Annotated in this window: 22 protein-coding genes and 1 pseudogene; 13 read left to right on the top strand and 10 right to left on the bottom strand. The window is 55.7% G+C overall.

Features of this window, described 5'->3' with window-relative positions; all coding sequences use genetic code 11:
- Positions 1 to 125 precede the first annotated feature (125 nt).
- Positions 126 to 3,452: an autotransporter outer membrane beta-barrel domain-containing protein gene (locus ISN74_RS09890; RefSeq protein ID WP_188799166.1), complete on the top strand. Its 3,327-nt coding sequence runs from the start codon at positions 126 to 128 to the stop codon at positions 3,450 to 3,452.
- Positions 3,453 to 3,504: 52 nt separating this feature from the next.
- Positions 3,505 to 3,780, top strand: a pseudogene (locus ISN74_RS21115) (integrase core domain-containing protein); the annotation flags it as partial.
- A gap of 249 nt (positions 3,781 to 4,029) precedes the next feature.
- Here ISN74_RS21115 and ISN74_RS09880 read toward each other — a convergent pair.
- Positions 4,030 to 4,977, bottom strand: a complete 948-nt coding sequence (locus ISN74_RS09880; protein ID WP_188799165.1) for a LysR family transcriptional regulator — start codon at positions 4,975 to 4,977, stop codon at positions 4,030 to 4,032.
- A gap of 87 nt (positions 4,978 to 5,064) precedes the next feature.
- On the opposite strand from ISN74_RS09880, the gene ISN74_RS09875 reads away from it, so the two are divergent.
- The 4 genes from ISN74_RS09875 to ISN74_RS09860 all read left to right on the top strand — a co-directional run bounded on the left by ISN74_RS09875 (position 5,065) and on the right by ISN74_RS09860 (position 7,635).
- Positions 5,065 to 5,937 carry an NmrA family NAD(P)-binding protein gene (locus ISN74_RS09875; RefSeq protein WP_188799164.1) on the top strand — a complete coding sequence of 291 codons (873 nt, stop codon included), beginning with the start codon at positions 5,065 to 5,067 and terminating at the stop codon, positions 5,935 to 5,937.
- 139 nt (positions 5,938 to 6,076) lie between these two features.
- Positions 6,077 to 6,700, top strand: coding sequence for an NAD(P)-dependent oxidoreductase (locus ISN74_RS09870; RefSeq protein WP_188799163.1), 624 nt, complete (start codon positions 6,077 to 6,079; stop codon positions 6,698 to 6,700).
- 112 nt (positions 6,701 to 6,812) lie between these two features.
- Entirely contained in the window at positions 6,813 to 7,190 is a 378-nt protein-coding gene (locus ISN74_RS09865; RefSeq protein ID WP_188799162.1) for a DoxX family protein, read from the top strand.
- The gene (locus tag ISN74_RS09860; protein ID WP_203546742.1) at positions 7,171 to 7,635 is read left to right on the top strand and encodes a hypothetical protein; all 465 of its coding nucleotides are present in this window, start codon (positions 7,171 to 7,173) and stop codon (positions 7,633 to 7,635) included. The genes ISN74_RS09865 and ISN74_RS09860 overlap by 20 nt, the downstream gene beginning before the upstream one ends.
- Positions 7,636 to 7,702: 67 nt before the next feature.
- Here ISN74_RS09860 and ISN74_RS09855 read toward each other — a convergent pair whose 3' ends face one another.
- The gene (locus ISN74_RS09855) at positions 7,703 to 7,960 is read right to left on the bottom strand and encodes a MerR family transcriptional regulator (protein ID WP_188799160.1); all 258 of its coding nucleotides are present in this window, start codon (positions 7,958 to 7,960) and stop codon (positions 7,703 to 7,705) included.
- Positions 7,961 to 8,582: 622 nt separating this feature from the next.
- Here ISN74_RS09855 and ISN74_RS09850 point away from each other — a divergent pair.
- From ISN74_RS09850 to ISN74_RS09830, 5 genes are all read left to right on the top strand, one after another.
- On the top strand, positions 8,583 to 9,077 hold the full coding sequence (locus ISN74_RS09850; RefSeq protein ID WP_188799159.1) for a hypothetical protein: 495 nt from the start codon (positions 8,583 to 8,585) through the stop codon (positions 9,075 to 9,077).
- Between the two features lie 329 nt (positions 9,078 to 9,406).
- The gene (locus ISN74_RS09845; protein WP_203546741.1) at positions 9,407 to 10,105 is read left to right on the top strand and encodes a YoaK family protein; all 699 of its coding nucleotides are present in this window, start codon (positions 9,407 to 9,409) and stop codon (positions 10,103 to 10,105) included.
- Positions 10,106 to 10,400: 295 nt separating this feature from the next.
- Complete coding sequence (locus ISN74_RS09840; RefSeq protein ID WP_229679122.1) at positions 10,401 to 12,026, top strand: Mu transposase C-terminal domain-containing protein; 1,626 nt, start codon at positions 10,401 to 10,403, stop codon at positions 12,024 to 12,026.
- Positions 12,027 to 12,029: 3 nt separating this feature from the next.
- Positions 12,030 to 12,941, top strand: coding sequence for a TniB family NTP-binding protein (locus ISN74_RS09835; RefSeq protein ID WP_188799156.1), 912 nt, complete (start codon positions 12,030 to 12,032; stop codon positions 12,939 to 12,941).
- Positions 12,941 to 13,891 carry a TniQ family protein gene (locus ISN74_RS09830; protein WP_188799155.1) on the top strand — a complete coding sequence of 317 codons (951 nt, stop codon included), beginning with the start codon at positions 12,941 to 12,943 and terminating at the stop codon, positions 13,889 to 13,891. The genes ISN74_RS09835 and ISN74_RS09830 overlap by 1 nt, the downstream gene beginning before the upstream one ends.
- A gap of 34 nt (positions 13,892 to 13,925) precedes the next feature.
- On the opposite strand, the gene ISN74_RS09825 is transcribed toward ISN74_RS09830, so the two are convergent.
- The 8 genes from ISN74_RS09825 to ISN74_RS09790 form a co-directional block, all read right to left on the bottom strand.
- Complete coding sequence (locus tag ISN74_RS09825; protein WP_188799154.1) at positions 13,926 to 14,453, bottom strand: GNAT family N-acetyltransferase; 528 nt, start codon at positions 14,451 to 14,453, stop codon at positions 13,926 to 13,928.
- A 139-nt stretch (positions 14,454 to 14,592) separates the two neighbouring features.
- A complete protein-coding gene (locus ISN74_RS09820; RefSeq protein WP_188799153.1) occupies positions 14,593 to 15,291 on the bottom strand; it encodes an adenylate/guanylate cyclase domain-containing protein in 699 nt (232 codons plus the stop codon).
- 78 nt (positions 15,292 to 15,369) lie between these two features.
- Positions 15,370 to 15,876, bottom strand: a complete 507-nt coding sequence (locus tag ISN74_RS09815; RefSeq protein WP_188799152.1) for a Pycsar system effector family protein — start codon at positions 15,874 to 15,876, stop codon at positions 15,370 to 15,372.
- 20 nt (positions 15,877 to 15,896) lie between these two features.
- Positions 15,897 to 16,823 carry a TIR domain-containing protein gene (locus ISN74_RS09810; RefSeq protein ID WP_188799151.1) on the bottom strand — a complete coding sequence of 309 codons (927 nt, stop codon included), beginning with the start codon at positions 16,821 to 16,823 and terminating at the stop codon, positions 15,897 to 15,899.
- A gap of 60 nt (positions 16,824 to 16,883) precedes the next feature.
- Positions 16,884 to 17,393: a Mov34/MPN/PAD-1 family protein gene (locus ISN74_RS09805; protein WP_268235701.1), complete on the bottom strand. Its 510-nt coding sequence runs from the start codon at positions 17,391 to 17,393 to the stop codon at positions 16,884 to 16,886.
- A 14-nt stretch (positions 17,394 to 17,407) separates the two neighbouring features.
- Complete coding sequence (locus ISN74_RS09800) at positions 17,408 to 19,108, bottom strand: ThiF family adenylyltransferase (RefSeq protein ID WP_188799149.1); 1,701 nt, start codon at positions 19,106 to 19,108, stop codon at positions 17,408 to 17,410.
- Positions 19,095 to 20,645: an adenylate/guanylate cyclase domain-containing protein gene (locus ISN74_RS09795; protein ID WP_188799148.1), complete on the bottom strand. Its 1,551-nt coding sequence runs from the start codon at positions 20,643 to 20,645 to the stop codon at positions 19,095 to 19,097. Before ISN74_RS09795 ends, ISN74_RS09800 begins: the two co-directional genes overlap by 14 nt.
- A gap of 225 nt (positions 20,646 to 20,870) precedes the next feature.
- Entirely contained in the window at positions 20,871 to 21,992 is a 1,122-nt protein-coding gene (locus ISN74_RS09790; protein ID WP_188799147.1) for a site-specific integrase, read from the bottom strand.
- A gap of 108 nt (positions 21,993 to 22,100) precedes the next feature.
- Between ISN74_RS09790 and ISN74_RS09785 the strand changes: the two genes are divergently transcribed.
- On the top strand, positions 22,101 to 22,976 hold the full coding sequence (locus tag ISN74_RS09785) for a DNA-binding protein (protein WP_188799146.1): 876 nt from the start codon (positions 22,101 to 22,103) through the stop codon (positions 22,974 to 22,976).
- Positions 22,969 to 23,376, top strand: coding sequence for a hypothetical protein (locus tag ISN74_RS09780; RefSeq protein ID WP_188799145.1), 408 nt, complete (start codon positions 22,969 to 22,971; stop codon positions 23,374 to 23,376). Before ISN74_RS09785 ends, ISN74_RS09780 begins: the two co-directional genes overlap by 8 nt.
- Positions 23,377 to 23,597 lie beyond the last annotated feature (221 nt).

The following is a 23,597-nucleotide window of genomic DNA, read 5'->3' as shown; positions in this document are numbered from 1 at the left end:
ACAAAATGTCGCGTGTTGACTATCTGTCAACATGGTTCGGTGCCACCTCTTCACCATGAAGATCGTACATGGCCTTTGCGTCATGCACGCTGTCGGCGGCCGTACTTTCTTTGGGGGAAAGTATCGTGAATAAAGAGTCGGATACTGCGAGCATTACGCGCTGGCACTATTACCGCAGAGAACCACAATTATTTGCACAACTTCCCCAAGCCTGGCAGCTGTCCATCAAGCAGCATTACGACGATGCCATGAAAAGGCAGCGGCTGCGGCAGCGTCATCGTGCGCTGCCCATCTCCATCCTGGCCAGCCTGGTGGCATTGACCGCTACCAAGGCGAAATCCGCGCCCACGGTCTATACCAACATACTGACCGGCACCAGTTCGGATACGGCATACAACACGTCTACCGATACCAACGGTAACCTGGTCTACCACTTCGCCAGCGGAGATAGCATCAGTACGACGGGCGTCGGAACCGAAAACACCTTTGGCGTTGACCTGCAAACCAACAGCCCGAAGGTGATCCTGCAGGCGGGTGCCGGTGGGGCGGGGCAGCTCAGTATCTCTACGTTGCGACCCGATTCCGGCACGTATGGGGTGGCGACAGCCATCAACGTGCAAGGCGGCGCCAGCCTGACCGTCAACGGCAATACCTCGGTATACGCCCAGTCCAATGACGCGGTGCCGAACAGTTCGTCCGTAGGCGTCAATGTTTACCAGGCTACGGCCACCTTCAATGGCACTACTTCCATTGTCACTTACACGCCTGGTTATTCGAAAGGTTTACAGGTTTATCAAGGGCAAGTCACGTTCAATGGTGATACGTCCATCACCGCCCAGGCGCGCGGTTCGTCCACGGACGCTATTTACAACTCGGGCGGTGGCCGCAGCAGTATCGTCATGAACGGTAACGTCACACTGGTGTCCTACGGCATCTGGCCCAGTGACGACGTGCATGGCATTTATAACGACAATGTCAACAGCAAGCTCGCCATCAACGGTAATCTTTTGCTGACTGCCACGTCGAATGGCTCGACGGTGATGGGCATTCGCAATCAAGGTAACTTAAGCGTTACCGGCAATGCTTCCATTACTGCATCGGGCCCGAGATCTGCATTCGGTATCGATAACACTTTTCGCACTTCTCGCCTGTACGTGGGTGGTGATCTGACGGTGTCCGTCACGAATACCACTGGCTACATTCCTTTTGGTACGCCTACCGGGTTGAGCAACCTGTATGGCATGGGAAGCTCCATGACTTATGGGGGCACGGCAAATGTCAGTGTCACGGCAGTGACCGACAGTTACGCAATCAACAATAATGGCGTCATTTCGTTCACTAATGCTGATAAGACAACCACACTGAGAGCAAGTACAAGCTGCTCGACTTGTGATGTTTATGGGATAGCGAACAGCGGCGGTAGTATCACCCTGGCTGGCGGTCTTGATGTGGCCGAATCAAGCAGTGGAACCGGGCATCTTTACGCTATCTGGAATGCGGCGACAGACGGGGATAGCGCTCAGCTCAACGTCAATCAAGCAGGCAACCAGTCAGTAAAGATCGTTGGCGATGTGTTGACTGGCAGTGTGACTGATGGCTCCAATGCTTATAGCGGCGTCACTACGCTTAATTTCGATGACAGCGCGTCTTATCTCAAGGGTCTGGTGCTGGGTGATTCCGGTTCATCGGGCAATGCGGTGTACGGGACAGGCACGGCGAACTTATCCTTCGCCCATGGCGCAAGCTGGATACCTACCGGTGCTGGCACGCTGGTCACGGATTTCGGTTCAGGCAGTCTCACTGTCGGCACCGGTAGCACGATCGATATGGCGGCAAGCTGGGGTAGTTTCTCTGCCGACAGCATTCCAAGCTACAGCTTAAGAACTCTGCAGATCGGCAGCAGCGCCAGCGGCGGAGCAAGCGTGAATCTTGCCGATGGCGCGGTGTTTACGCTGCTGAGCGATATTCGCAATGACCGTGCGGACGAGGTGGTATTCGGAAGCAGCATCACATCCTTCAAGGCGCAGGGAACACTCGGCATCCGCATTGCGTATGACCCGGTGCTCAATAGCACATCATGGGTCAATACCTCGACACTTCAAAACGGCACGACCATCGAAGCGACGAAGCCCATCGTCATTATCGATGCAAGCACGGCCGATGGTGGCAATGCCAGTTTCCAGACGGTTCAAGGGCTGACCAGTCAATGGAGTACAACGTACGAGAACGCATTGGTGCGTTTCTCATATGTACCGAATGTCAGTGTGAGCTCGAACCATAAAGAGGTGCTCCTGACAGGTATTAACATCATCGGCAATGGATCCGGTTCTTCGGGCAGCACTACCTCGACATCTTCTGGCAGCGATCCTGGCAACCATGCCTCAGGAAGCACTACTTCCCATTCAGGCACCGGTAATTCAAACAGCACTGGTAGTGGGAGCGCCAGCTCCACTGGCAATGAAAGTAGCTTAAGCACGACAGGCAGCGAAAAGGTGCCGCTGGGCGTTGCCGCTGTCATTACGCCTTCAACGGGAGTCATGGTGGCTGCCGACGCGGCCCGAGTGCTTTCGAACATCTGGCAAGTGGACGACGAGCCGATCGATCGTCGCAGTGAATCGCTGCGACTGGACGAAGATGCCAATGCGTCCGCGCTTTGGGTGGATACAAATGGCGGCTCGCTCCAGGGCAGTACGGTAGATGGCCGAACCTACCGGCAGAGCGAGACCAGCGTATCGATAGGTGCGGATCGACGCACAAACGTTGATCTGGGCTACAACACGACAGGACTCGTCTACACACACGACCAGTCCCATGCCGATCTGCAGAACGGCACCGCCGATCTGCAAGGTAGCTCAGTGGGGCTATACAGCACCTGGGTATCCAACCAGGGCATGTTCGCGGATGTCGTGGCGCGGGTAGGGCAGCTACGTAACAGCTATGTATCCACAGACTCGTTCGGAACTTCCTCCGGCCGTTATCGCCCGTCATCCTCCAGTCTGTCCGTACGCGCAGGCAAACGTTTCCGGGGCGAGCATGGCAGGTATATCGAGCCACAGGTACAAGCGGCATACGGCTCAATGGGCTCCAGCAGCTACAGTGCCAGCAATGACGTGCGTTTCGACGTCAACAAGAACCATACGTTCTTCACGCGCGCCGGCGTCCTAGCAGGCCAGACCTTTTCGCTTTCAACCGCGATCAGCGGCGATGTGTATGCCCGAGCATCGATGATTCACACCGTAGGTGACCGCCCGAATCTCACCGCTTCGATGGATGGTGGTTCTTTACCGGTAGTTTTACCAGTACGGCATGCCACCACCGGTGAACTTGCAGCAGGCGGGCAAATTGAGCTCCAAGGCCAATGGCGTGCTTTTGCTGAAGTGGATCGCGCGTCCAGGACGGATGCGGTTGCAGGTGGATGGCGCGTTAGCGCGGGCCTTCGGTACAGCTTTTAGTTTTAATCATGGGGTTGAGCGGATGCCTGGCCGCTTCAACAATCTCTTCCATCCCGGCAAGCCGACCGATAACCCATTTATTGAATCCTTTAATGGCTCATCGCGTGACGAATGCGTGAATACGCGCTGGTTTCTGTCGCTTAAAGATGCCTGCAAAAAGATCGAATCATGGAGGCACAACTATAATCATTTTCACCGACACTCAGCGCTCGAAAATGGCCCGCTGGCGGTGTTGGCTGAGATGACGCGGACGACTTTCCAACGGCCCATAGCTTTACCTTGGTCGCTACAAATACGGGGATTAGGTCAAAGTGACCCCGGGCTCTAAGCCATTCGACCACTCAAAGCGGCGGAGGGCGCCGTTCGTATAAGGTTTCGAGTCGAGCGCATTATAAAAAACTTGACCGGGTTGGGGTCGATGATATCTGCCTCCAGATCGCCATACCCGTCAAAGCCAGCAGTGTCGGATACGCAGTAGCTCGCTCAGACGTTTTCCACTACCTGACGTGAAGGCTTGCAGTCAGATAAGAAACGCTCACTATCGGCATAGTGAGGTGATTAGGGCGCGTTATCGGGGCTAGGGCATGGGCCTCGGGAGGTAGTCATCCGGCTTGAACTCCCTACGCATTCGCTGAGTGGCGAAATCGACAAACGCGCGAAGCTTTGGCAGTGACTGACTTCGGCTTGGATAGTAGAGAGAAAGACCGGGAACCTCTTCACAATAAGGTTCGAGCACGGTCTGCAGGTCGCCACGTTCAAGATGTGACATCACGAGCGACTTTGGTAATTGGAAGAGCCCAACACCTCTTAGTGCTGAACGAACGCAGGCCTCGATGTCGTTAATCACGAGAGGCCCCGCTACACCCACTGTGATGCGCTTGCCATCAACGACAAATTGCCAATGATCGAGAGCTCGCACGGATTGACGAAGCAGGATGCAACGAAAGTTCTGCAAATCGTACGGAGACGCCGGTAGGCCATACTTCTTAAACAATGCCGGGGCGCCAACGACAACGAAGCGCTCCGGTGGCGTTAGCCACATCGCGACCATGTCGATCTGGACGAAGTTTCCGAAACGTATCCCTGCATCGAAGCCTTCTTCGACGATATCGATCGGGCGATCCTCGCCCACCAGTTCGAGTTCAACGTTTGGGTGAGCATCGAGAAAGTCGGGCAGCAAGCGATTCACGAGCAGCGGCAAAATCGGCCTGGGCACATTGATGCGCAGTCGGCCGGTAATCTCGCCGCCTAAACCACTCGCGGCGTCCAACCCTGCTGTGAGCATGTCGACGGCCGGGCGCGCGTGAGCAAGCAGGCGGTCGCCCGCTTCGGTCAGCCTGACACTTCGTGTCGTACGGGAGAACAGCGGCGCACCAATTCGTTCTTCCAAACTGCGTATCGCCTGGCTGACCGCCGACGGTGTGATACCGAGGTGCCGTGACGCAGCGCGAAAGCCTCGGTACTCCGCCACGGTCAAAAAGATGACCAGCCCATCCAGATGCGTTCGAGCGATTGTTAAGTTCATCTACACGGCCCGTTCCGAATATGCCTCGTATTCGAATAATAGCGCACGGGGTACCGTAGCCCATCGAACTCATCTAGGAGAAGGCACGTGTTTTTAGTTATGGGCATTACGGGAAAAGTTGGCGGTGCGACGGCCACTCATTTGCTAAAGCAGGGCAAGACGGTGCGTGCGCTGGTTCGTGACCCCGCGAAGGCGTCGAGCTGGGCTGACCAAGGTGTTGAACTGGTGGAAGGCGACTGGAACGACGCGGCTTCCATCAAGCGGGCGCTCAGAGGCGTCGAAGGCGCGTTTGTCATGTTGCCGCCTATCTGGGTCCCATCGCCGGATTTTAGAGAAGCCAAGGGTGTCATCGCGAACTATGTTGAGGCTCTCAAGCAGGTGCCAGTGCCGCGGGTCGTCGCGCTTTCGTCGATGGGCGCGAACAAAACCAGCGGGATGGGACTGATCACCGCCCTGTCGCTGATGGAGCAGGGTTTTTGCGACCTTAACTTGCCGATCGCCTACGCGCGAGCCGGTGGGTTTTTCGAAAACTTCCTTTACGGCTTTCAGGTTGCTCAGGGCGGCACGCTACCCGTCTTCTATAACCCGACAGATCGGAAATCGACCATGGTGGCGACAAACGACATCGGCGCGGTGATCGCAGCGCTGCTGAGCGGACCGGCTTGGCTGGGGCATCGGGTCATCGAACTCGGTTCAATGGTGAGCGCCGATGAAGTCGCGGCGCAATTAGGTGAAGTGATGAGGCGTGACGTGAAAGCCATTGCCGTCCCGCGAGCCGATTGGGCAAATACATTCGAGCAGTTCGGCATTCCGAAGGACAAGTCCGGGCCGGCCGAAACCATGTATGACGCCGTCAACGCCGGAGCGATGGACATCGGGGTTGTGGGTACGGAACACGTCACCGGCGCAACGTCTGCTCGCGATGTTTTTGCGGCAGCTCAGAAGGCCGCTACAGCTTAAATACTCGGATCAGCGATCGATGCGACTTCGGACTTCACTCCGAAGATTCGCATCCGATCGAGATTCTGGCAGGACAGCCGAAAGAGTCCGCTTCTTTGTGGAGTGCGGCGTCCATTACGAACAAAGATCGAGATCGAATATGAAAATTCTTGTTTTGGGTGCAACGGGCGGAACCGGACGACTAATCGTCCGCGACGCGCTGGAGAAAGGGCATTCCGTCGTGGCGCTGGTTCGCTCAACGGCAGGTGCCGATCTGCCGGGAGCAGAATTGATCGAGGGCGATGCCCGCGATGAAGTCACCCTTAGGCGCGCCCTGGACGGCTGTCGTGCCGTCATCAGTGCACTGGGCACCGGCATGGGCTTCCGCAGGGTCAGCCTGCTGACCGAAGTGACGCGCGCGCTGATTCTGGCAATGACGCGTAGCGACGTGCGCCGCCTGGTCTGCATCTCCGCTCTAGGCGTGGGAGACAGCCGGGGCCGTGGTGCCTTCGTGTTCGACCAGCTCTTTCAGCCTTTGCTGCTTAGCCAAGCTTACAAAGACAAGAACGGGCAGGAAGCCGCGATCCGGGCCAGTTCACTTGATTGGATCATCGTCCGGCCCGGCATGCTCACCAACGACCCAGCTCGCGGAAGCGTCAGAGCCATCGTTGACCTCGCCAGTATCAAGGGCGGAAAGGTCGCACGCGCCGATGTCGCTCGGTTCGTGGTGGAGCAATTGGTGACCAACACCTGGTTGAAACAGACACCCTTACTTCTGTGGTGAGTGCTGGTCGCACGGATCATCGTTTCCGCCACATTCATCGTACGTGGGTCCGCTTGTCGATTGGGCGGTCACGCCATTTTCGGCAGCAAACTCAAGATCGAAGGTCGGACAAATGTCTAAAATCTCCTGGCGCCAAATCTTACCGTTGGTCCTAGCAACTTTCTTTGTCGTCGGTTCTCTCAGCAACATTTTCGCCCCGGGGCCTATATACGCGGAGTACCTGAAATGGGGGTATCCGAGCTGGTTCCATTTCGTGACCGGATCGCTGGAACTCACAGCTGCCATTTTGCTTTTTCGCGCGTCGACGCGCGTGTTTGGATCGGCCCTTGGCTTCACTGTCATGCTCGCTGCGCTCGTGACCGTTACTGTCCACAGCGAATATGGGCATGCGATACCACCCCTCATCGCGGCAACATTCTCACTCGTGGTCGGCTGGATAAGCTGGCACAAGCGGATAGCGTTACCAGCCAGTGATCAGTACAGGCGGTAGCCGGGCACATAGATCACAGTGGTTCTCATTATTGGAACAACGCAATCGGCTGCAGCATCAGCTTGAACAACGAAACGCCGAACTGGCCTCATTGCATGCCGAACGCGGGGCCTCGCACGAACATCTACGTCTTGTCGAAGACCGAGCCCATCAGCAGGTGGATCATGCGCGTCAGGAGATCAAAGTGCTGCAGCAGCGAATCGAACGAGAGCAGCGAGAGCACGACAAACGCATCACTCAACTAATAGCCCTGCAAGAGGAACTGCTGACTGCCGTGCGTACAGCAGAGCAACAAGCGGCTCATCACGCCGGCCAAGTGGTCGCCATGGAAGCCAATCTCAACCACTGGCGCAGCCAGGCGGGATCTTCTAAACGCGCAGCCGGCAAACCGGCACCGACCGCAAAGGCCAAACCAAGACATCGCGCAAAGAAAGCGATCAAATGAGGCCCAGCAACCATGTGCATCGCTGAGGTGAGGTTTATCGTGTGCCTCGATACATAGCTTTATCTGCTCAGCATTCTCTCAGGGGCAGTTGGTACCCCAGGTCGAGTTCTTGTGCCTGAGCTGCCAATTCTTGCAAAGCAGCCAAGCTCTCAGAGTCACGCTTCTGTTTGTATTCAAAGACGTCACTGGCGTAGAGAAGCTGGCAACCAGTGTCGGTTTGATGGCACGGGATCTGCGCACGCTCGATAAGTGATACGAGGTGCGGCTGCGAGACGTTTAGAAGGTCAGCAGCCATTTGTACAGTCAGCTCGACGGCCTTGGGCATCACGCTATTACTTGGCGAGGGAGTTGCGAAAATAATAGCTCCGACTGCAGGATTCCGTGAAATTAGGGGAGCTCCAAGAAGTCACGTTGCATGCAAGGACCTAAGAGGATAATGTCGCCAGTGCAACATTGGATCAGGTGGGCAGCGCGGCTCGCCGTGACGCACCCCGGGTGCCTTCCTTGAAAAGCGTCCCTTGGGACGCTTTTCGTCTTTGGGGCATAAGCGCGCAAGTGCCTCGAAACTAGCTGCATGATGATCTATCCGATGCGAGGTATTAGGGGCGCTTGGTTCAATACCGCAGGTACTGATGCTGCTGCAAAAAGCCAGTGGTGTGTTTGCACTAATCCTCTGGCGTCAGAGCAATTAACTTCTGGGGAATGCGTTTATCTAGTAGGTGTGGAGAGCTTTCGTTAGCCAATTAACCATGTCACTCGTCTGACTTGGTGAATAAATTATTTACAAACGAATACTTATAGGTTAATCCGTGACGGCGTCTAGCGTCGCGCTGTAAAAAGATGACATGGTTATGCGGAGATTCTGAAATAGGTGACATGGTCAAAGGGGCCGCGGTCGCCGAAACGCTAAATTTTTAATAAAGTAAAATCATGCAGAGGGACATACTGTGCTGAGCAAGATAATAAGCTATGTGCTGTTAGGTATCAGCACTTTCATTCTGGCATTTCTGGCTTTAACTCTAGTTATTAATCGATATGCACCGACGCCAGACGTGAAGGATTTTAATACTCAACAGGAAATGTTCGGGCAGTATAAATATAATCGAGCATCTCGTGGTGGCAGCGCTACCTGGGTGGATAACACCCTAATTTTTTGCGGTGCTGGAGCTTTTAGTTTCTATCCGTGTCTTGGACACACTGGTGATTTAGTCAGAGGGGCATCAGTCGTCGTTAAATTCGTTAAATTAAAAACGATGAGACGCGATATCCCGATGGCAATGAGCATAAAATCTATGGACAGGGAAGTATTTGTCCAAACGCCCACGCAAGTCATAAGCGCCTGGAGAATCGATAATATGATCTGGTTTTCGTGTTTTTCCCTGAGTTTTGCGGCTCTTGCTGTTGGCTTCACTTATATTTTTCGCACTGGAGCAAAAAACTAATGAGCGCTACGACTAGTTCGCCATCCTGGCTCGAAAAATTCGCATCTGAGGAGGGTAATGGAGGAATCATAACAAGGAGCTGCAGAAAGCCTTGCGGACTGCGGAACAGGCCGCCGCACATCAGGCAGGGCGCGTGGCTGCACTAGAAGCCACGGTCAACCAATGGCGGAGCACATCGGCCGCGATCGCGGTCGCGAAACCGATCCCACAAGCCGCCACTATAACGGTTGCATTCATAACAGGTCCTACAATGACTATTCATTGCTGCCCAAGGCTTACAAGGCTCTTTGATCATGCTGCTACGACAAGGTGAGGCCCGCAGTCACGCCGTGGATCGGCGCCTTGCTTGCATACTCGCCGCGATTGCCGGCGCACTGAACACAGCGGCGTTTCATGCTGTTGGCTTCTTTTCCGCCAACATGACAGGCAATGTTTCCTCGTTGTCGGATCACGCGGCGTCTGGCGAGTGGTGGCTGAGTGCGTTCTACCTTTCCATTGTGCTCGCCTTTGTTTTTGGCGCAGGGGTTTCAACGTTACTGATTAACGCAGGGCGCCGTCGAAATATCCGGAGCATCTACGCCATCGGCATTCTTGCCGAAGCCATTCTGATGGTCGTACTGGGCGTTTTCGAACTCCTAATGCCCACGATGGAGCGAGGATCCATCCTCATCCTGGGTTTGAGTTTTCTGATGGGCATCCAGAACGCCGTGGTGACCCGTATTTCGGATGCGCGCGTGCGCACTACCCATGTCTCGGGCATGTCCACGGATATCGGCATCGAGTTAAGCATGTTGTTTGACATCGCCCGGGGCCGCGAACCCCAGGATGATGCAACCTCTTACCAGTCCAAGCTACGCCTTCATGCCCAAACCGTCCTGTCGTTCCTGGCAGGTGGAGTGGCCGGCGTGGTGGCCTACCAAGTCATGGGCACCAGAATGCTCTTTGTGACGGCGGCTTTGCTATTCCTCATGGCCGGGAACGCTATCGTCCGTTCTCGCATGCGACTGGATCAGCTCCAAGCAAACTAACTAGGTTGCCGGGAGAGACGGCTCTGAAGTGCATCACCGAGTCGTAAAAGGGCTTGGCTAGCTAAAAGGTGACACGGTTATGCGGGGTGACATGGTTAACTGGTTGGGTGACAAGGTTAAGTGGATAACGACTGTGAGTTTCAGAAGTTCTATGGACAAAATTTGAGGAAAAATCAGGGCTGTGGAGATGACTTCTGAAAGGCTCTTGTCAGAAGCCGCCTTCACGCGCAGCATATGAGACCACCTAAAACCGGAGGACGCCATGGGTCCGACGGGGGTTCCAAAAGAATCCGGCATGCATACCGTTCCACAGCAAGATTGGGACGAAGGCGAGCAGCGCGCTCGCGTTATTCGCAATTATTTGCGGCAGAATAAGCCGCGTCGAGGTGCAGCAGCTGAGGCTGCGAATGAGCTCGGTATTTCAAAAAGCTTGTTCTATAGACTCGTCGCTCGTTGGCAGCAGAAAGAGCAACTCGTTACTGATGTAGTTCGTCATCGCTCATCTGGCGGGCGTGGACAAACGCGGCTCTCACGAGAGCAAGAAACGATCATCGCGGAAGCGATCCGCTCATTATATCTATCGCGGCAACGTCGACGCCTGTCGGCTGTAATGCGCAAAATTCAGAACAGATGCCGAGCGGCAAAAATAGCTTCCCCTGCTCGTAACACCGTCCAGGCACGAATCAAGGCGCTCGACCAGATTGTTGTTAAAAGTAAGCGAGAAGGGCAAGACGCCACACGGCCACTTTATGCGTCTCGAGAGTCAACGCTGAAAGTCAGTTCACCGCTGGAAGTCGTTCAAATTGATCACACGGTTATGGATGTGATGGTTGTCGATGAATGCGACCGTTCGCCAATCGGACGACCGTACTTTACGGTGGCTATCGACGTATTCAGTCGTTGCATCGTGGGCATGCTAGTGACGCTGGAAGCGCCATCGGCAACTTCCGTTGCTCTTTGTCTTACCCATGTCGTTTCCAGCAAAGTCGCCTATTTGGAACGGCTTGGGCTCAGTCTCTCTTGGCCGATGTATGGGAAACCGCAGAAACTCCATCTCGACAACGCAGCCGAATTTAAGAGCGAGGCACTCCGACGCGGCTGCGCTCAACACGGTATCGAAATTGTCTACCGGCCTCCAGGCCAACCCAACTACGGCGGCATCGTTGAACGCGTAATTGGCACCGTGATGCAAATGACCCATGAACTACCTGGGACGACCTTTTCCAATCCGGCTCAAAAGGGGGCCTACGATTCGCAAGCGCAAGCAGCATTGACGCTTAAAGAGCTAGAGTGCTGGTTGGTCAATGCGATCTGCGGGGTTTATCACGCAAGCATTCAGTCGGGCGTACATGCGCCGCCAGCGGCCGTGTGGGCTCAAGCAATCGAAGAGGAAAACAAGCCTGCTACCGTAGCCAAACCCACGGAGTTCCTGATCGATTTTCTCCCCGTAATCCGTCGAAGAATAGGGCGCCACGGCTTCGTCATCGATCACATCACCTATTTCAGCAATGCGTTGCAACCTTGGATCGCGCAGCGCGATCAACTGGATCGGTTTGTTATTCGCCGTGATCCGCGTGATCTGAGTCGAATTTGGGTGCTCGATCCCGTTAACCGGAACTACCAGGAAATACCGTATCGCACACAATCCGCGCCCCCAATAGCGCTGTGGGAACATCGTCGCGCGATCACTGTACTGCGCGAAAAAGGTTATGCCCAAGTCAATGAAGAGCTGATCTTTCAAACAATTGAACGCATGCGAACGATCGTGGCAACTGCCATGAAAGAAAAACGCCGTGCAAAGCGCGATAACGCAAGAATTGGCCATCTCAACCGTTCAACGCATCATCACAAATCGCCCCCGCCACCCGACATGACGGCGGCAAAAGAAGTGCCACCCTTTGCAGAGATAGAAGAGTGGTGATTTATGCGCGCTGCAGCCGCAGACTTACCCCATCTCACTACACATGCAAAAAAAATTGCGCTTTTGCCCGATAGCGAGCGCATTCAGCATATACGTTCCGATCGCTGGATCGGTTATACGAAGGCTTTGCACATTCTTGAACGCTTGGACGATTTGCTCGCGTGGCCGCCCAAACAACGCATGCCAAACATGCTGCTGATCGGGCCAACAAATAATGGCAAATCGATGATCATCGAACGCTTCCGGCGTAAAAACCACGTGGTGCATAAGCGTTACAGTGCAATCGAAAAGCTCCCAGTAGTGGCATTGCAAATGCCGAGCGATCCAACGATTTCGCGGTTTTACTCCATGCTTCTCTTCGAGTTAGGAGCCCCACCTGCCTATCCTCGTGCGCGAATCGCCGAGCTGGAGTTGTCGGCGATCAAGCTTCTGGAGGCAGTGGGAGCAAAGATGTTGATCATCGACGAAATCCATAACATCCTCGCCGGACAGCGTAATCATCGACTCGAATTTCTGAATCTACTTCGCTATTTGGGGAATAGCTTGCGCATTCCGATTGTCGGCGTAGGCATCCAAGAGGCGCACTTGGCAATCCGTTCAGATCCCCAACTGGAAAACCGCTTCGAACCTATCCCGTTGCCCCGGTGGGTGCAAGGTGAAGAGCTGCAGTCGCTGCTGGCTTCCTTCGCCGCCTCCTTACCGTTGAAGCAACCTTCCAATTTGCAGCAAGTGGATATGGCGCAATATCTTCTCGAACGAAGCGAGGGTACGATCGGTGAAATCGCACGCTTGTTGAGTGCTGCTGCAGAGACCGCTATCAGCACGGGTGAGGAATCAATCAATCGCAAAACGCTGCTACAGACACCTTACGAATCACCGAGCGATCGGCGGCGAGCTTTTGAGCGAGTTTTGTAATGCACGCCAGGCGTTGGCCATTACATCCGCTTCCCCTAGAAGGGGAGGCAATTACGTCTTGGATTGTGCGAATCGCGCGTCAGTATGGAACGGAATGGGATGTTCTTTTACACCGGACGTTTGGATGGCCTGATACGACATATGTCGACGCCGATACACAGATTCCTCATTGGGTGATTCGAGGTCTTTCAGCAAAAACGGGCGTTCCAGCTTCAGATATTCGTTTAATGACTCTGGCCGGCCAATGGGATCGCTTGCTCACCGACACCACCGTTCCGACACCGAAAGAGTATTTAAGCCGCTACGAAATTTTGTTCTCAGATGAAACACAAAAACCTCACCACTACAATGGATGGCAGCCTTGGCGGCCCGATCGGTGGATCTTGTTCGCATGCCGTGAATGTGTCGCTGAGAACGGGGAAGGGTTCTACCGCTTGATTTGGCGTTTACCAATGCTCCGTAGTTGTCCCATCCATGGACAGTTACTGGAACGTGCCGTTTTTTCCGGTGAAGAAACCAGGTGGGTAGATGGGCCGCAGTTGGCAACTCCTGCGATTCGCTTGATGGATGCTTTGACCTGGCAGGGTTGGACGCAAGGCTACGTTGATTTGAAACGTCGACGGGTGAGCGTTGCAGAATGGTTGTGCATGTTGCGATGTCTGATTGAAGAGACTTGCTTCAAGCATCATGAGCGGGGCTGGAGCGATTGGTTCGACGAGACTGAATCGATCGAAATTCCATTCTTTCCCTGCGATGTTTTCGAGCACATGGAAATGCGAGAGGTGAAAAGAGTCCTCGAAGCGGTGGCGTATGTTCTCGCACGCATCCAGCATCATCAGATGCGAACTTCAGGAAAACATGCGCAGATCTTGGTGCCGCCTGCATCGGCGTGGGACAGGTTGGAGGCTGCGGCGAGGTTTTGCCACGCGTCGTCGATTGATCTTGACTGAAGGCCGTGCAATGAAGGCTCGAAACTCTGCGTCACTATGTGAGAAAATCGCTCATGGCATCGTGTCTTAAGCATTGACGTCGATATAGACCGCGAGCGACCTGCACGTTGTGTTCGCTTGCCACTTTCTCTGGACCGATATAGCGAAACCCAAGACGTTCGTAATAGGTCTTGAGTCCGTTTTCGCACTCCAAAAATACATTTCGATGCGCCCCTTTCTCCAGCAAACGTTGGCAAACCTCTTCCACCAAGCTCATCCCAATACTTTGACCTTTATCCTGAGGCAGCCGCCCGACAAAACCAATGTAAGGGCGAAGTACGTCATACATACCACGGGGCTTAAAGCTCGGAAGAGGTGGAAGTAGTGTCGTGGCGAAGCCCACCACTTGTTCATTTTGAATGGCGACGAGATTTAGGGTGCCGCCGTAGCCTATGTTGTTCTCATAAGGCTGCCAATGTTTGTCATTCAGGACCGCACGAACGATGTTTGAGCACGAGTACTTGTCGTGGTCCTGCGCATCACGGATATAGATGCGCTTTGCGTAAGGATCTATGTTGAACATAATTGGTAAAGCCCCGTTTAGGCCATAAAATATCGACAAATATGGTAGGGAACGCTACGGCAACATATGCCGTCCTTACATTGCGTGCCCGATAATCTGGTCTGCTGCAGCCACCTCATGCGCTTGGCGATGGAAATGCTTACAAGGAGAGCTCCCAGCCGGAGCAATAAATCGGTCGATTTTGTCTCTCGGTCCAAAGACGAGCCTCCCATATGGGGCTCCCGTCCAATCCCCAACGAAGTTGGGCATTCAGTGCATCATAGACAGCCTTTGTTATCCAAGTGGGTGGATTCGCGCCGAGTGTTGTCAGTTTGGCCGCATGATTGGCAGCGCTCCCCACCCAAACAATATCGTTGTCGCCCCGGATACCTGTACGCACCGCGTGTAAGCGCGAACGATCGATTCCCACGCTGTGCTGCACCCTAAACGCTGTGCGAGGATGCAAGGTCGTTATCGTTGGATTGATGATGTGTCGCACCATCCAGTAGATCTTCTGGGCCGTGCGCACGGCGCGATCACTTGCGCCGGTTGCGGTATAAATCGCCATGACCCGGTCACCATCGTAAGCGGTGATGTCACCGCCTTCGGATCGAATGATCCTGGCTGCCCAGCGCAAGAAGCTCTTGTAAACCTGGGCGCTGAATTGCCACGGCATGCCATCCACCATCGCGGTCGATCCCTCCAGATCCGCATACAGCACGACCGCATCCGTAAGTTCTCTGGCGGCGTCGCCCAACTGTATATCGCTGGGTTGAGGGACGACACGAGCGGCCGTCGTTGGCCATGAATAACGAAAAATTGCACTGATGTCCTGAGCTATTTCGTCCTTAAGCCCCATGGCGCAAATGCCTCCTGTTCAAGCGCGACCGTACTGATGGTATGAGCGGTCAATTCGACCTATATCTCAAGCGACTCGTCATCCATGTTTAACGAGGCTGGCAGCACGGATGAATTCGAAGAGATTGATGGACCAGGGTATGAGGCTAAGAACCGTCGCGATGTACGCCGACTTGAGATGGCTAAACTTCTTGTCCAGGATCACGGAATTTCGCCATGCTTGATGCAGCAAGTCCTCCGTAAGCGACTCTTCAGTCAGCGCCTGGTATTCGCGGACGAAAAGATTGGCTTGCTTCTTGGCGATGGTGCGGAAGAAGACGAGGGATTTGTTGCCTCCGTTAACGTTCGGAAATGAACCGAAATAGAGGGAAAACAAACTTAGGATCATCGCCGCGCCAAAAAATGACGCGGCGATCCAGACCCAGGAGGGCAATTTACTCAAGTCGTCCGGCACCTTGCTCAGCAAGAGTCCCAACATGCCAAGATCAATGCCGAGCACGATGGACAGCTTTGTATCCACACGTGGGAAGAAGCCCAGGGTAAGATCGAGCTGTTTTCTAGCGCTATCGAGATTGTCCTTCGCCATATGGCCTCTGTCTCTGCCGGTTACTTCGTCTGTGCAAAGGAAGACCGAACTTTGCGCTCGGCAATAAGTTTCTTGAGCCGCGTGACGGTGGGCCCCAAGGCGGTCGATAATTCGCGATCGGGCTCTGCCAGGTCGTAATGAAGTGGCGTGATGCCCTTAAAGTCAGAGGGAATCTTTACGTCCGTTGCTTTTGGAACCAAAAGAAACGTGCGGTTTTTTCCAAGCTGCGACATGAAAAAGCCAAGCTCGAAGATCACGTTATCGCGAGGTGCTTTCTCCGTTCGATCACGTGCGCGGACCAGGTCATCGGGGCTTGCGACGGCGATGCCAAAGTCGGCCGCCAAGACTTGCTGTTCCAGCGCTTCGATGGGGTAGGAGCCGGCGGGGAAGATCATGTCATCGCTCCAAAGGACGACAACCATATCGGAGAAACTCAGTCCAAGGCGGATCTCCTCAGCAACATCCAAGGCCTCTTTCGAGCAGATGATGAAGACGCGCGGACGCATGTTCGAGCGGTTCACGTATTGGTTTCGCTGTTCGATACGTTGCGCTAAATCGCGGCACAAAAGCCGCCAGCTCTTGGGATGAGCATCCAGGCATTCGGCGAAAGCCTGCGGCGTTAGCTTGAGTGCCACACAGATCTCTTCCGCGTTGAGCGTTGCAGAACGCGGTGTACCGGGGCTTAGCATCGACATTTCACCGACTGTCCTTCCCGGTTCGCGCAAATGAAGTCGTGAGCTGTTGATGATGATGCGGAGCTTGCCGCTCAGCAGGAAGTAGACGTCTTGGTCAGATGCACCCTGCTCGATCAAGTTCTCGCCGGCTTCACACTCGACCAACTCTCCTCGCGACGCGAGCAGCTCGGCCAACGCGGTGTTGCCTTGCACGATCGTCTGTGATAGCAGACTGTCGACGAGTACGTTGCGATCTTCAAATCGTTCTTTCATGGAGAAAATCCAAGGTAAGTGGTGGCCGCACTGAGTTCCTATCAGCACAGAGTGGATCGATCAAATAGCAATCAACCGCCGTCGTCGACCGATGCGGAGGTGGCGAATCTTCGGGTGGATGCGGCCGTCCTCATCCAGTACGTCAACGGGATCGGGAGCGTGACCATCGCGAAAAGCTGTGGCGGAAATGGCAAGCGTTCGCCACATGCCTAAACGTGCAACCAGCAGTACGGAAAACGTTGCGCGTGTATTGGGATCACGCACAATGCGATCCATCGTGTCGCAATCTTCCGTACTCGGAATGGGCGGCACGATCGTATGGGAATGCCATTCGCCAAAGTAGTTGTAACGTGCGTAGTTGTGTCCCGTTCGGTCAAAGAAAGCATCCAAAAAGGCGCGATGTTCTGCAGGGTCGCGCACAAAGTGCGTGGTGCTTCCGCAGGTGGCTTGAACGGACAGGTCCGCGAGGCGAAACGTATCGTCGCCGACGTGCTCGGCGACGAGCACTCCACCCGTTTCGCACCTGCCTGCCTGCTTGAGCGTTTGCACAAGCAACTGAATGTGGGCCATGGTCACAATGAGTTTCATGCGTTACGCAACCGTTGAAACATGTCGACGATACGAGTGAGTTCCTCTCGTCGTTCGTCGTCGGACAACGCGGGTGCTTCGGCCACCGGAGGCGGCTCAGGCAAATCGATTGGATAGGTGACAAAGGGCTGTTCGAAGAGCGGGCAGGGTGACAGGCCGATGATGTACATCGAGTTCGGAAAATAAGAAGGCTCGCGTGCCAATAACGTGTCAATGGCGAGGCGGGTCGCGGGGGCCGCGATGGCGGAGACATCCGCGTCATCGGCGATCATCGTGACGTCGCCCTGGCGCTGCCCATAGTCAACGTCGGCCCTAGGCACCGGAACATCCTTTTCCCTAAACCAGTTGTCCACGGCCCGGCGCATCAAGTCCATCGGCGGTTCTTTCCCTGGCCGATGTCGCGCGATCATGCCCCCAACACCACCGGCGTAGATCTCCGCCCATACAACTGGGATCCGCGTCGCAAACTGCGACAAGATGTTGGCCGCCACAGGATTAGCGGTGGCGTCAAAGATCAAGTCGCAATGGCTGAGCGCTGCCATGGTGCCTTCGGATGCGGTTGAAGACTCCTGTCCACCCAGTTGACGACGTAGAACGTTCGTCTTGACTCCCGTGCGGATGCGTTGGAGCTTTTCGCCGACGGCGCTCGCCTTATGCAATCCGACGTCGCGCCAATCCAGATCGTTGCGTTCAACGTTGCCGGGCAAAAACAGATCATCGTCGACGAGTACGAAGTCCACGACGCCCACGCGCGCGAGCATCGCCGCCACCTTGCTCCCTAGCGACCCACAGCCGACCATGCCGACACGTTTTGCATTGAGCGGTTCATGGTCGTGACCGCTTCGGGCAACGTTCGGCTCGGGAGGCAGAACCGTCACGTTATCCACCCAGGTGTCATAGACACGATACACCACGATCTCCCCATCCTGGAGTACGACAAAGAGTTGATCTTCCGGCTGCCATCCAAGCGGCGCGGCGGTGGCAACGAAAACTTCGCGTGTCTCCGTATCAGGCAACATGGCGGCCGCATCGACACGAGTAATGCGGACGGTCCGTTGGAGCCCATCCTCGCGTATCAGTGCAGGAACACTCTCATCGTTATAGAAACGTCCTGCTTCCCCCAAGGAGGTGATGAAGAAAACGCGGTTCTGCGAACGTATATTGACGTACGCGTCGCCCGTGATTGGAAAGCCTTCTGGCAACGCTTCGAAAACCACGGCAAGATTGCTATTCATCACCAACCGGGATGCCGACGTTCGCGTACGCTGCCCCTCAGTGAGGGCGTGCGCGGAGGGCACTTCACCCCGCTCACCGGGCGCGGGGTTTTCTCCCGACAGCAGGTTGTAGGCGCTTTGGACGAGTTGCCAGCCCTTGAACTCTGGCGACCAATTGTCCGCGCGATACTCCAGGCATAGTTCGCCGCCGGGACCGTACTGATGACCCGACAAGCGGTATTGCTCGTCGCGCGGAAACACCGACGGTGGCGAAAACGGAAAACTGTCGGGATAACGCAGGATGAAAGCGACCTGGCGATGCCCCAGGTTAACCTCGAACTCTTGTTCCAGACGTAGGTTGCCATTGACCCTGAGCTCGCCCAGGGTCAGCCATTCGGATCGCGCGGCCAGTTCATTGAGTTCTTCGCGTTCGAGCTTGAATCGCGCAGGGTCGTCGAAGTACCACCAATCATGCGAAGCCATCGGGTTTCGCCGGTCCAGAACGATTGTTAGAGAACAAGTACGGCGCGGCGGCGGTGGAGGGTGCTTTCAGCAAACTGCTGCTGGAACGCGCATCGCTCGCATTCTTTTCGCTCTTGGCGTTGAGCTCTTTAACGGCCGTGTCGTAATCGAGTCCTTTGCGCTTGCGCGACTCCCCGAAGAGGGTACGTACCGCGTCGGCACCCGATTTATACGCCAGTGCACCAATCGCCGTTTCGTCTCCCTTGCAACGACCTTGTTCTGCCTCGGCCGTTAGAACGCCACGACTGACGGAGCAGCGAATCAGTTCCCCCTTAACGCCCAATCGCGTGACAGTCATCGGTCCGTACTCGAACCCGATTTGCAGTCCAAGCGATGTCGCGTCCGTACCCGCATCCTTGAGTTTGCGAATCGCCAGGTTGAAGCTGCTACGCATGCCGCCGGCGCTAAGCACCATGTTGCGAATGGTCGAATCTGTATCGGTGGTTTGCGCAGTACCCTCCACCAGCAAGCCATGGATGCAGTCGCCGATGAAGCGGACTTTTCGCCCCTTGAAGTCCTCGTGCAGCACGGCATCGAGCTCGCTACGCAAAACGCGCAACGCGCGCACCACGTGCTTGGCCTTGGTGTCGTCGTTGATATTGCGCCCAACGTAGGCTGTGAACCCGTCGATGTCACCGTAGATGGTGCAGGCGTCCTGGCGCCGCGAGTTCCTGGCGGTCAGCGTCTCAATATCCAGATCCGCGAAGGGCGGGGTATGACCGCTGAATTCAAAACGGCTGATAGGAAGATTGCCCAAATCCTCTTTCCAATCCTTTACAACGCCATCGACGGTGCTGCTGAGCTGGGCGAGCTGTTGACTCACGGCAATCTCCTCGCGCGTGAGCGCGGCGGTATCTTCGTCCGCCACCGACTTCAACCCGATTGCAAGGCGTGCCGCATTAGTGAGGTAGATTCCGGTGGCGTTGCCACCGCCAGCGCGCTTGGCCGCATGATTAGCGGGCTCACCTAAAAAGAGTGGCTCACGATGACCGCGGCGTCCGTTGTTCACGGCGAGGGCTTTACCCGTATCGATGCCGATGCGCACCTTGGCGGGTGGGTGATCAGCATCCTCGCCAGTTCGCGCGAGCACATCAATAATGAGTTGACCAACCGCGATTGCACGATGGATGCGTTTAGCCTCCTCGTCATAGGGTTTCGTGATGACCGCGTGCAGCCGCTGATTATGAAAGTCAACGCGTACGACATCTTCCTTCTGCAGGATGCGGTGCACGGCGCGGTAGTGCAGATTGAGGAAGCGCAGCGTGCGGCGATGACAGATCTCACCCTCGACATCCGTCACGTGCAGCATGTCCTTCATATTGAGGATGTCCGCGTAGAGGTGAACACCGTCCACGCGATACGCGACCGCGTTGGGAATATTCTCCAAGCTCGTCTCGCGTACGTATGGCTTGATCTCAATGTCTTTCAGCGGCAGCCCATCGATCGCGCTTTGAATGCGTTCGGCGGCCCGCGTTTCATCCCATTTCCGGGCGCTCATGCAGCACCTCCGTGCCACAGGCGCACGCCGGCACCCATACGCCCGCCGTTTACAGACTTACGATACGTCACGTGCATACATCCTCCCATGTAGAAAAGCGGCTGCTCGGGTCTCCCCACCCAAGTAGCTTGCCCCAGGGATGTCTCATTCTTCGCGACGACTAACTCAACGGGTAGCGAAAAGAAACTCCCATATGTCCCACATATGGTGATTCGCCTCCCAGTTTCAAGGGGCCGGAGACGCCCCGGCGTCGTTGGGCTCGTCCATGCCTGGCTGATCTAGCAGGTGGGCCGCGGGGTTCTGGGCGACCCCGCCGGCCTGGAAATAACCGATGACACTGCCGACCGAACGGTGATTGGTCATGGCCATGAGCGCGGGGAGGGCCACGCCTTGCCGAGCGCCCTCGGTGACGAAACCCGAGCGCAAGCTGTGCCCACCAAAGCTACCCTTTAGGCTCGCCAACGCAGCGCGCCGCTGGACGATCTGGGCGATGGCTGCCGGCGACAGGCGCGGTCCGAGCCGCTGCTTCCAGAGTCGTCGAAAGATGGGGCCATCTGTAAGCCCACTGCGCGCAAGCCAGGTGGTCAGGGCCGCCCCTGCCACCCCGACCACGGGTTTGTCCGGCGTATCGGCAGGGCGCGGTCCCGCCTGCTGGGTTTTGCTGCGCTCTAACCGGTAGACATATTCATTCGGACCGATGACGGTCAGGTCTGCCAAGTCAGCGTCAGCCACTTCGCTACGGCGCCGGCCGCCGCTGGCAAAGGCGAAATAGAGCAGGGCGCGATCACGCACCCCTTCCAGGGAGTCGTCGCAAGTGACCACCATGGCTTCCAGCTCCGTGCGCGTGATAGCGGTCTTCTTGGCTGGCCGCTCACCCCGCTTGACCGCGGCACGGCGCGCACGACTTAACAGGTGACGGACGGCCTGACCATCGCACGGGTTGGCCAGCTTCTTAAGACGATGCACGGCCGATAGGACGGCCACGCGGTGGCCCACCGTGGCGAGTGTAAGGGGGCCATGCTTCTGCTTAACACCCGCCGCGACCAAGTCGGTATCCAGCGGAGTAGGTAGTTCCCACTGAAGTCCTTCCCGGGTCCGGCGCGCTACGTGATCCACGATGAACTGCACGACCGCCGCCTCCGGCACGGGAAGGGTCAGTGATTGCCCGAATCGCCCGTAGAACCATGCCGCCCAGTAGCGCAGCGCGCTCGTATAACTGCGGGTAGTGTTGGCCGATGCCGCTTCCTCGAGGATGTCGCGCACTGCGGCGGCGGCGGTGGACGCGAGCGTTTCAGGCGACACCGCGGGAAGGGCGGCGGGCACTGGCAAAATAGGGTTATTTTTCATATGTTGTACATATATTTTATAACACTTAAGGCAACATACCTGCGATAACTATCTCTTATCGTGGGTACGTTGCCAAGATCTCAGGTCGCCGATCGAGGAGGTGCGAAAATGCCGACGGGAATCAGCCAGGACCAGGTCAACGCTGCAGCGGATCAACTTGTCGCCGCCGGCAACAAACCTACGGTTGAGAAGGTACGACAGGTCTTGGGGACAGGATCACCAAACACGATCACCCGGATGCTGGAAACCTGGCGAGAGGAGTTGGCTCAACGCATGGCCCAGATGATCTCGCTTCCCGATGTTCCCGGACCTGTGGGTGTGGCCTTCATGGAAGTGTGGCGACTCGCCATCGAGCACGCTAAAACAGCGGCGAACGAAGCGCTCATCAAGGAGCAGAACGCCATCGCTGCCGACCGAGCCTCCCTTAACCAAGAGGCCAAGGTCTGGCAAATTGCGGTGGAAGCCGCCCAACGGGAAACGGCGGAAGCCGCGTCTAAATGGACGCACGTGCAGACGCAACTGATGGAACGCGATGCACTCCTGGAGCAGCTTAAGATTCAACAAGCAGACCTGATGCAGCAACGCGATCTGATGCAAGCTGCGGTTGCGCAATACCAAACGGATATCGAACGGTTACAGGCCGAGCGCACGGTGGCGTTGGATCATGTTCGTGTAGCTGAAGATCGCGCGCACCGCCTCGTAGACGAGGCAAGACTAGATGCAAAAGCGTTGCAGGCTCGCTGGGAGCGGGAAGAACGCGAAACGAGTAAACGCATCGCCCAGCTGACAGATCAGGCAGAGCAACTCCACAAAGCCGTACACACCGCTGAGCAAGCCACAGCCCGTGAAGCCGGACGCGTGCTGGCTCTGGAAGCTACCTTGAAACAGTTCCGCGGCGCACTGCCACTTAAGAAAACGAAAACTGCGGCCAAAAAGAAAACCAAAACCCGAGCGAAAAGATCAGGACGAGCTGAGCATGCCTAGAAAATTGGTCATACCGCCAGTATCCAAGCGCGACCACGAAGTTCTCATCACGCGACTCCCTACGCTGGAAACGCAACTCATCGCGTGGATCGACGCCGTGGACAAAGATTTGGTACATCGCAACCTCGATCTTGGCCGAGGTAGCGCCAAGGTTTACGTACGACGTTCAGATCGCTACCTCGATGGCCGCCTTGTTGTCACACTGGACGTCGCGCGCATCTCTATCCCAGAAAAAGACCGGGGACGGGGTTGGTTTCGAAATTTTCGGCGGATCGTGGAAGCTGTTAATCCGTGGGACGCCACGTATTACGAATCGGTACTCAACCCGCGTCTAGATAGCTATTTCCGCAGGGAAGGCCTAGAGCGCGACGCCAATGGGTACTATGTGATGCACACGTAAACAATGCCGCTAGCGCTACCCACATGTGTTGTGTGACGGCACGTAATCTGTATGCGTTCAATAGAAGCGGCTCTTATTGCGATTTCCAAGGAGCAGGGAAGGGGCATGATTAAACACGTGATGCATTGGCTGAAAAAGCGGTGGCTCAGGCTCATTAATCTGTTTACAAAGCGTTACGAAAGGCGCATTGCTAGGTACCAAGCGTCAACGCACGACGCTAT

Origin of the sequence: Dyella caseinilytica, assembly GCF_016865235.1 — a bacterium.
Classification (GTDB): domain Bacteria; phylum Pseudomonadota; class Gammaproteobacteria; order Xanthomonadales; family Rhodanobacteraceae; genus Dyella_B; species Dyella_B caseinilytica.
This window is presented reverse-complemented; position numbering and strand designations above follow the sequence as displayed.

What these genes read in the sequence shown, in the direction of transcription:
- ISN74_RS09830 (WP_188799155.1), top strand. Translation starts at nt 12,941, where the DNA reads ATGCACGCCAGGCGTTGGCCATTACATCCGCTTCCCCTAGAAGGGGAG.
- ISN74_RS09855 (WP_188799160.1), bottom strand. Translation starts at nt 7,960, where the DNA reads ATGCCCAAGGCCGTCGAGCTGACTGTACAAATGGCTGCTGACCTTCTA.
- ISN74_RS09880 (WP_188799165.1), bottom strand. Translation starts at nt 4,977, where the DNA reads ATGAACTTAACAATCGCTCGAACGCATCTGGATGGGCTGGTCATCTTT.
- ISN74_RS09790 (WP_188799147.1), bottom strand. Translation starts at nt 21,992, where the DNA reads ATGAAAAATAACCCTATTTTGCCAGTGCCCGCCGCCCTTCCCGCGGTG.
- ISN74_RS09865 (WP_188799162.1), top strand. Translation starts at nt 6,813, where the DNA reads ATGTCTAAAATCTCCTGGCGCCAAATCTTACCGTTGGTCCTAGCAACT.
- ISN74_RS09870 (WP_188799163.1), top strand. Translation starts at nt 6,077, where the DNA reads ATGAAAATTCTTGTTTTGGGTGCAACGGGCGGAACCGGACGACTAATC.
- ISN74_RS09820 (WP_188799153.1), bottom strand. Translation starts at nt 15,291, where the DNA reads ATGGGGCTTAAGGACGAAATAGCTCAGGACATCAGTGCAATTTTTCGT.
- ISN74_RS09780 (WP_188799145.1), top strand. Translation starts at nt 22,969, where the DNA reads ATGCCTAGAAAATTGGTCATACCGCCAGTATCCAAGCGCGACCACGAA.
- ISN74_RS09785 (WP_188799146.1), top strand. Translation starts at nt 22,101, where the DNA reads ATGCCGACGGGAATCAGCCAGGACCAGGTCAACGCTGCAGCGGATCAA.
- ISN74_RS09810 (WP_188799151.1), bottom strand. Translation starts at nt 16,823, where the DNA reads ATGAAAGAACGATTTGAAGATCGCAACGTACTCGTCGACAGTCTGCTA.
- ISN74_RS09840 (WP_229679122.1), top strand. Translation starts at nt 10,401, where the DNA reads ATGCATACCGTTCCACAGCAAGATTGGGACGAAGGCGAGCAGCGCGCT.
- ISN74_RS09825 (WP_188799154.1), bottom strand. Translation starts at nt 14,453, where the DNA reads ATGTTCAACATAGATCCTTACGCAAAGCGCATCTATATCCGTGATGCG.
- ISN74_RS09805 (WP_268235701.1), bottom strand. Translation starts at nt 17,393, where the DNA reads ATGGCCCACATTCAGTTGCTTGTGCAAACGCTCAAGCAGGCAGGCAGG.
- ISN74_RS09795 (WP_188799148.1), bottom strand. Translation starts at nt 20,645, where the DNA reads ATGAGCGCCCGGAAATGGGATGAAACGCGGGCCGCCGAACGCATTCAA.
- ISN74_RS09800 (WP_188799149.1), bottom strand. Translation starts at nt 19,108, where the DNA reads ATGGCTTCGCATGATTGGTGGTACTTCGACGACCCTGCGCGATTCAAG.
- ISN74_RS09835 (WP_188799156.1), top strand. Translation starts at nt 12,030, where the DNA reads ATGCGCGCTGCAGCCGCAGACTTACCCCATCTCACTACACATGCAAAA.
- ISN74_RS09815 (WP_188799152.1), bottom strand. Translation starts at nt 15,876, where the DNA reads ATGGCGAAGGACAATCTCGATAGCGCTAGAAAACAGCTCGATCTTACC.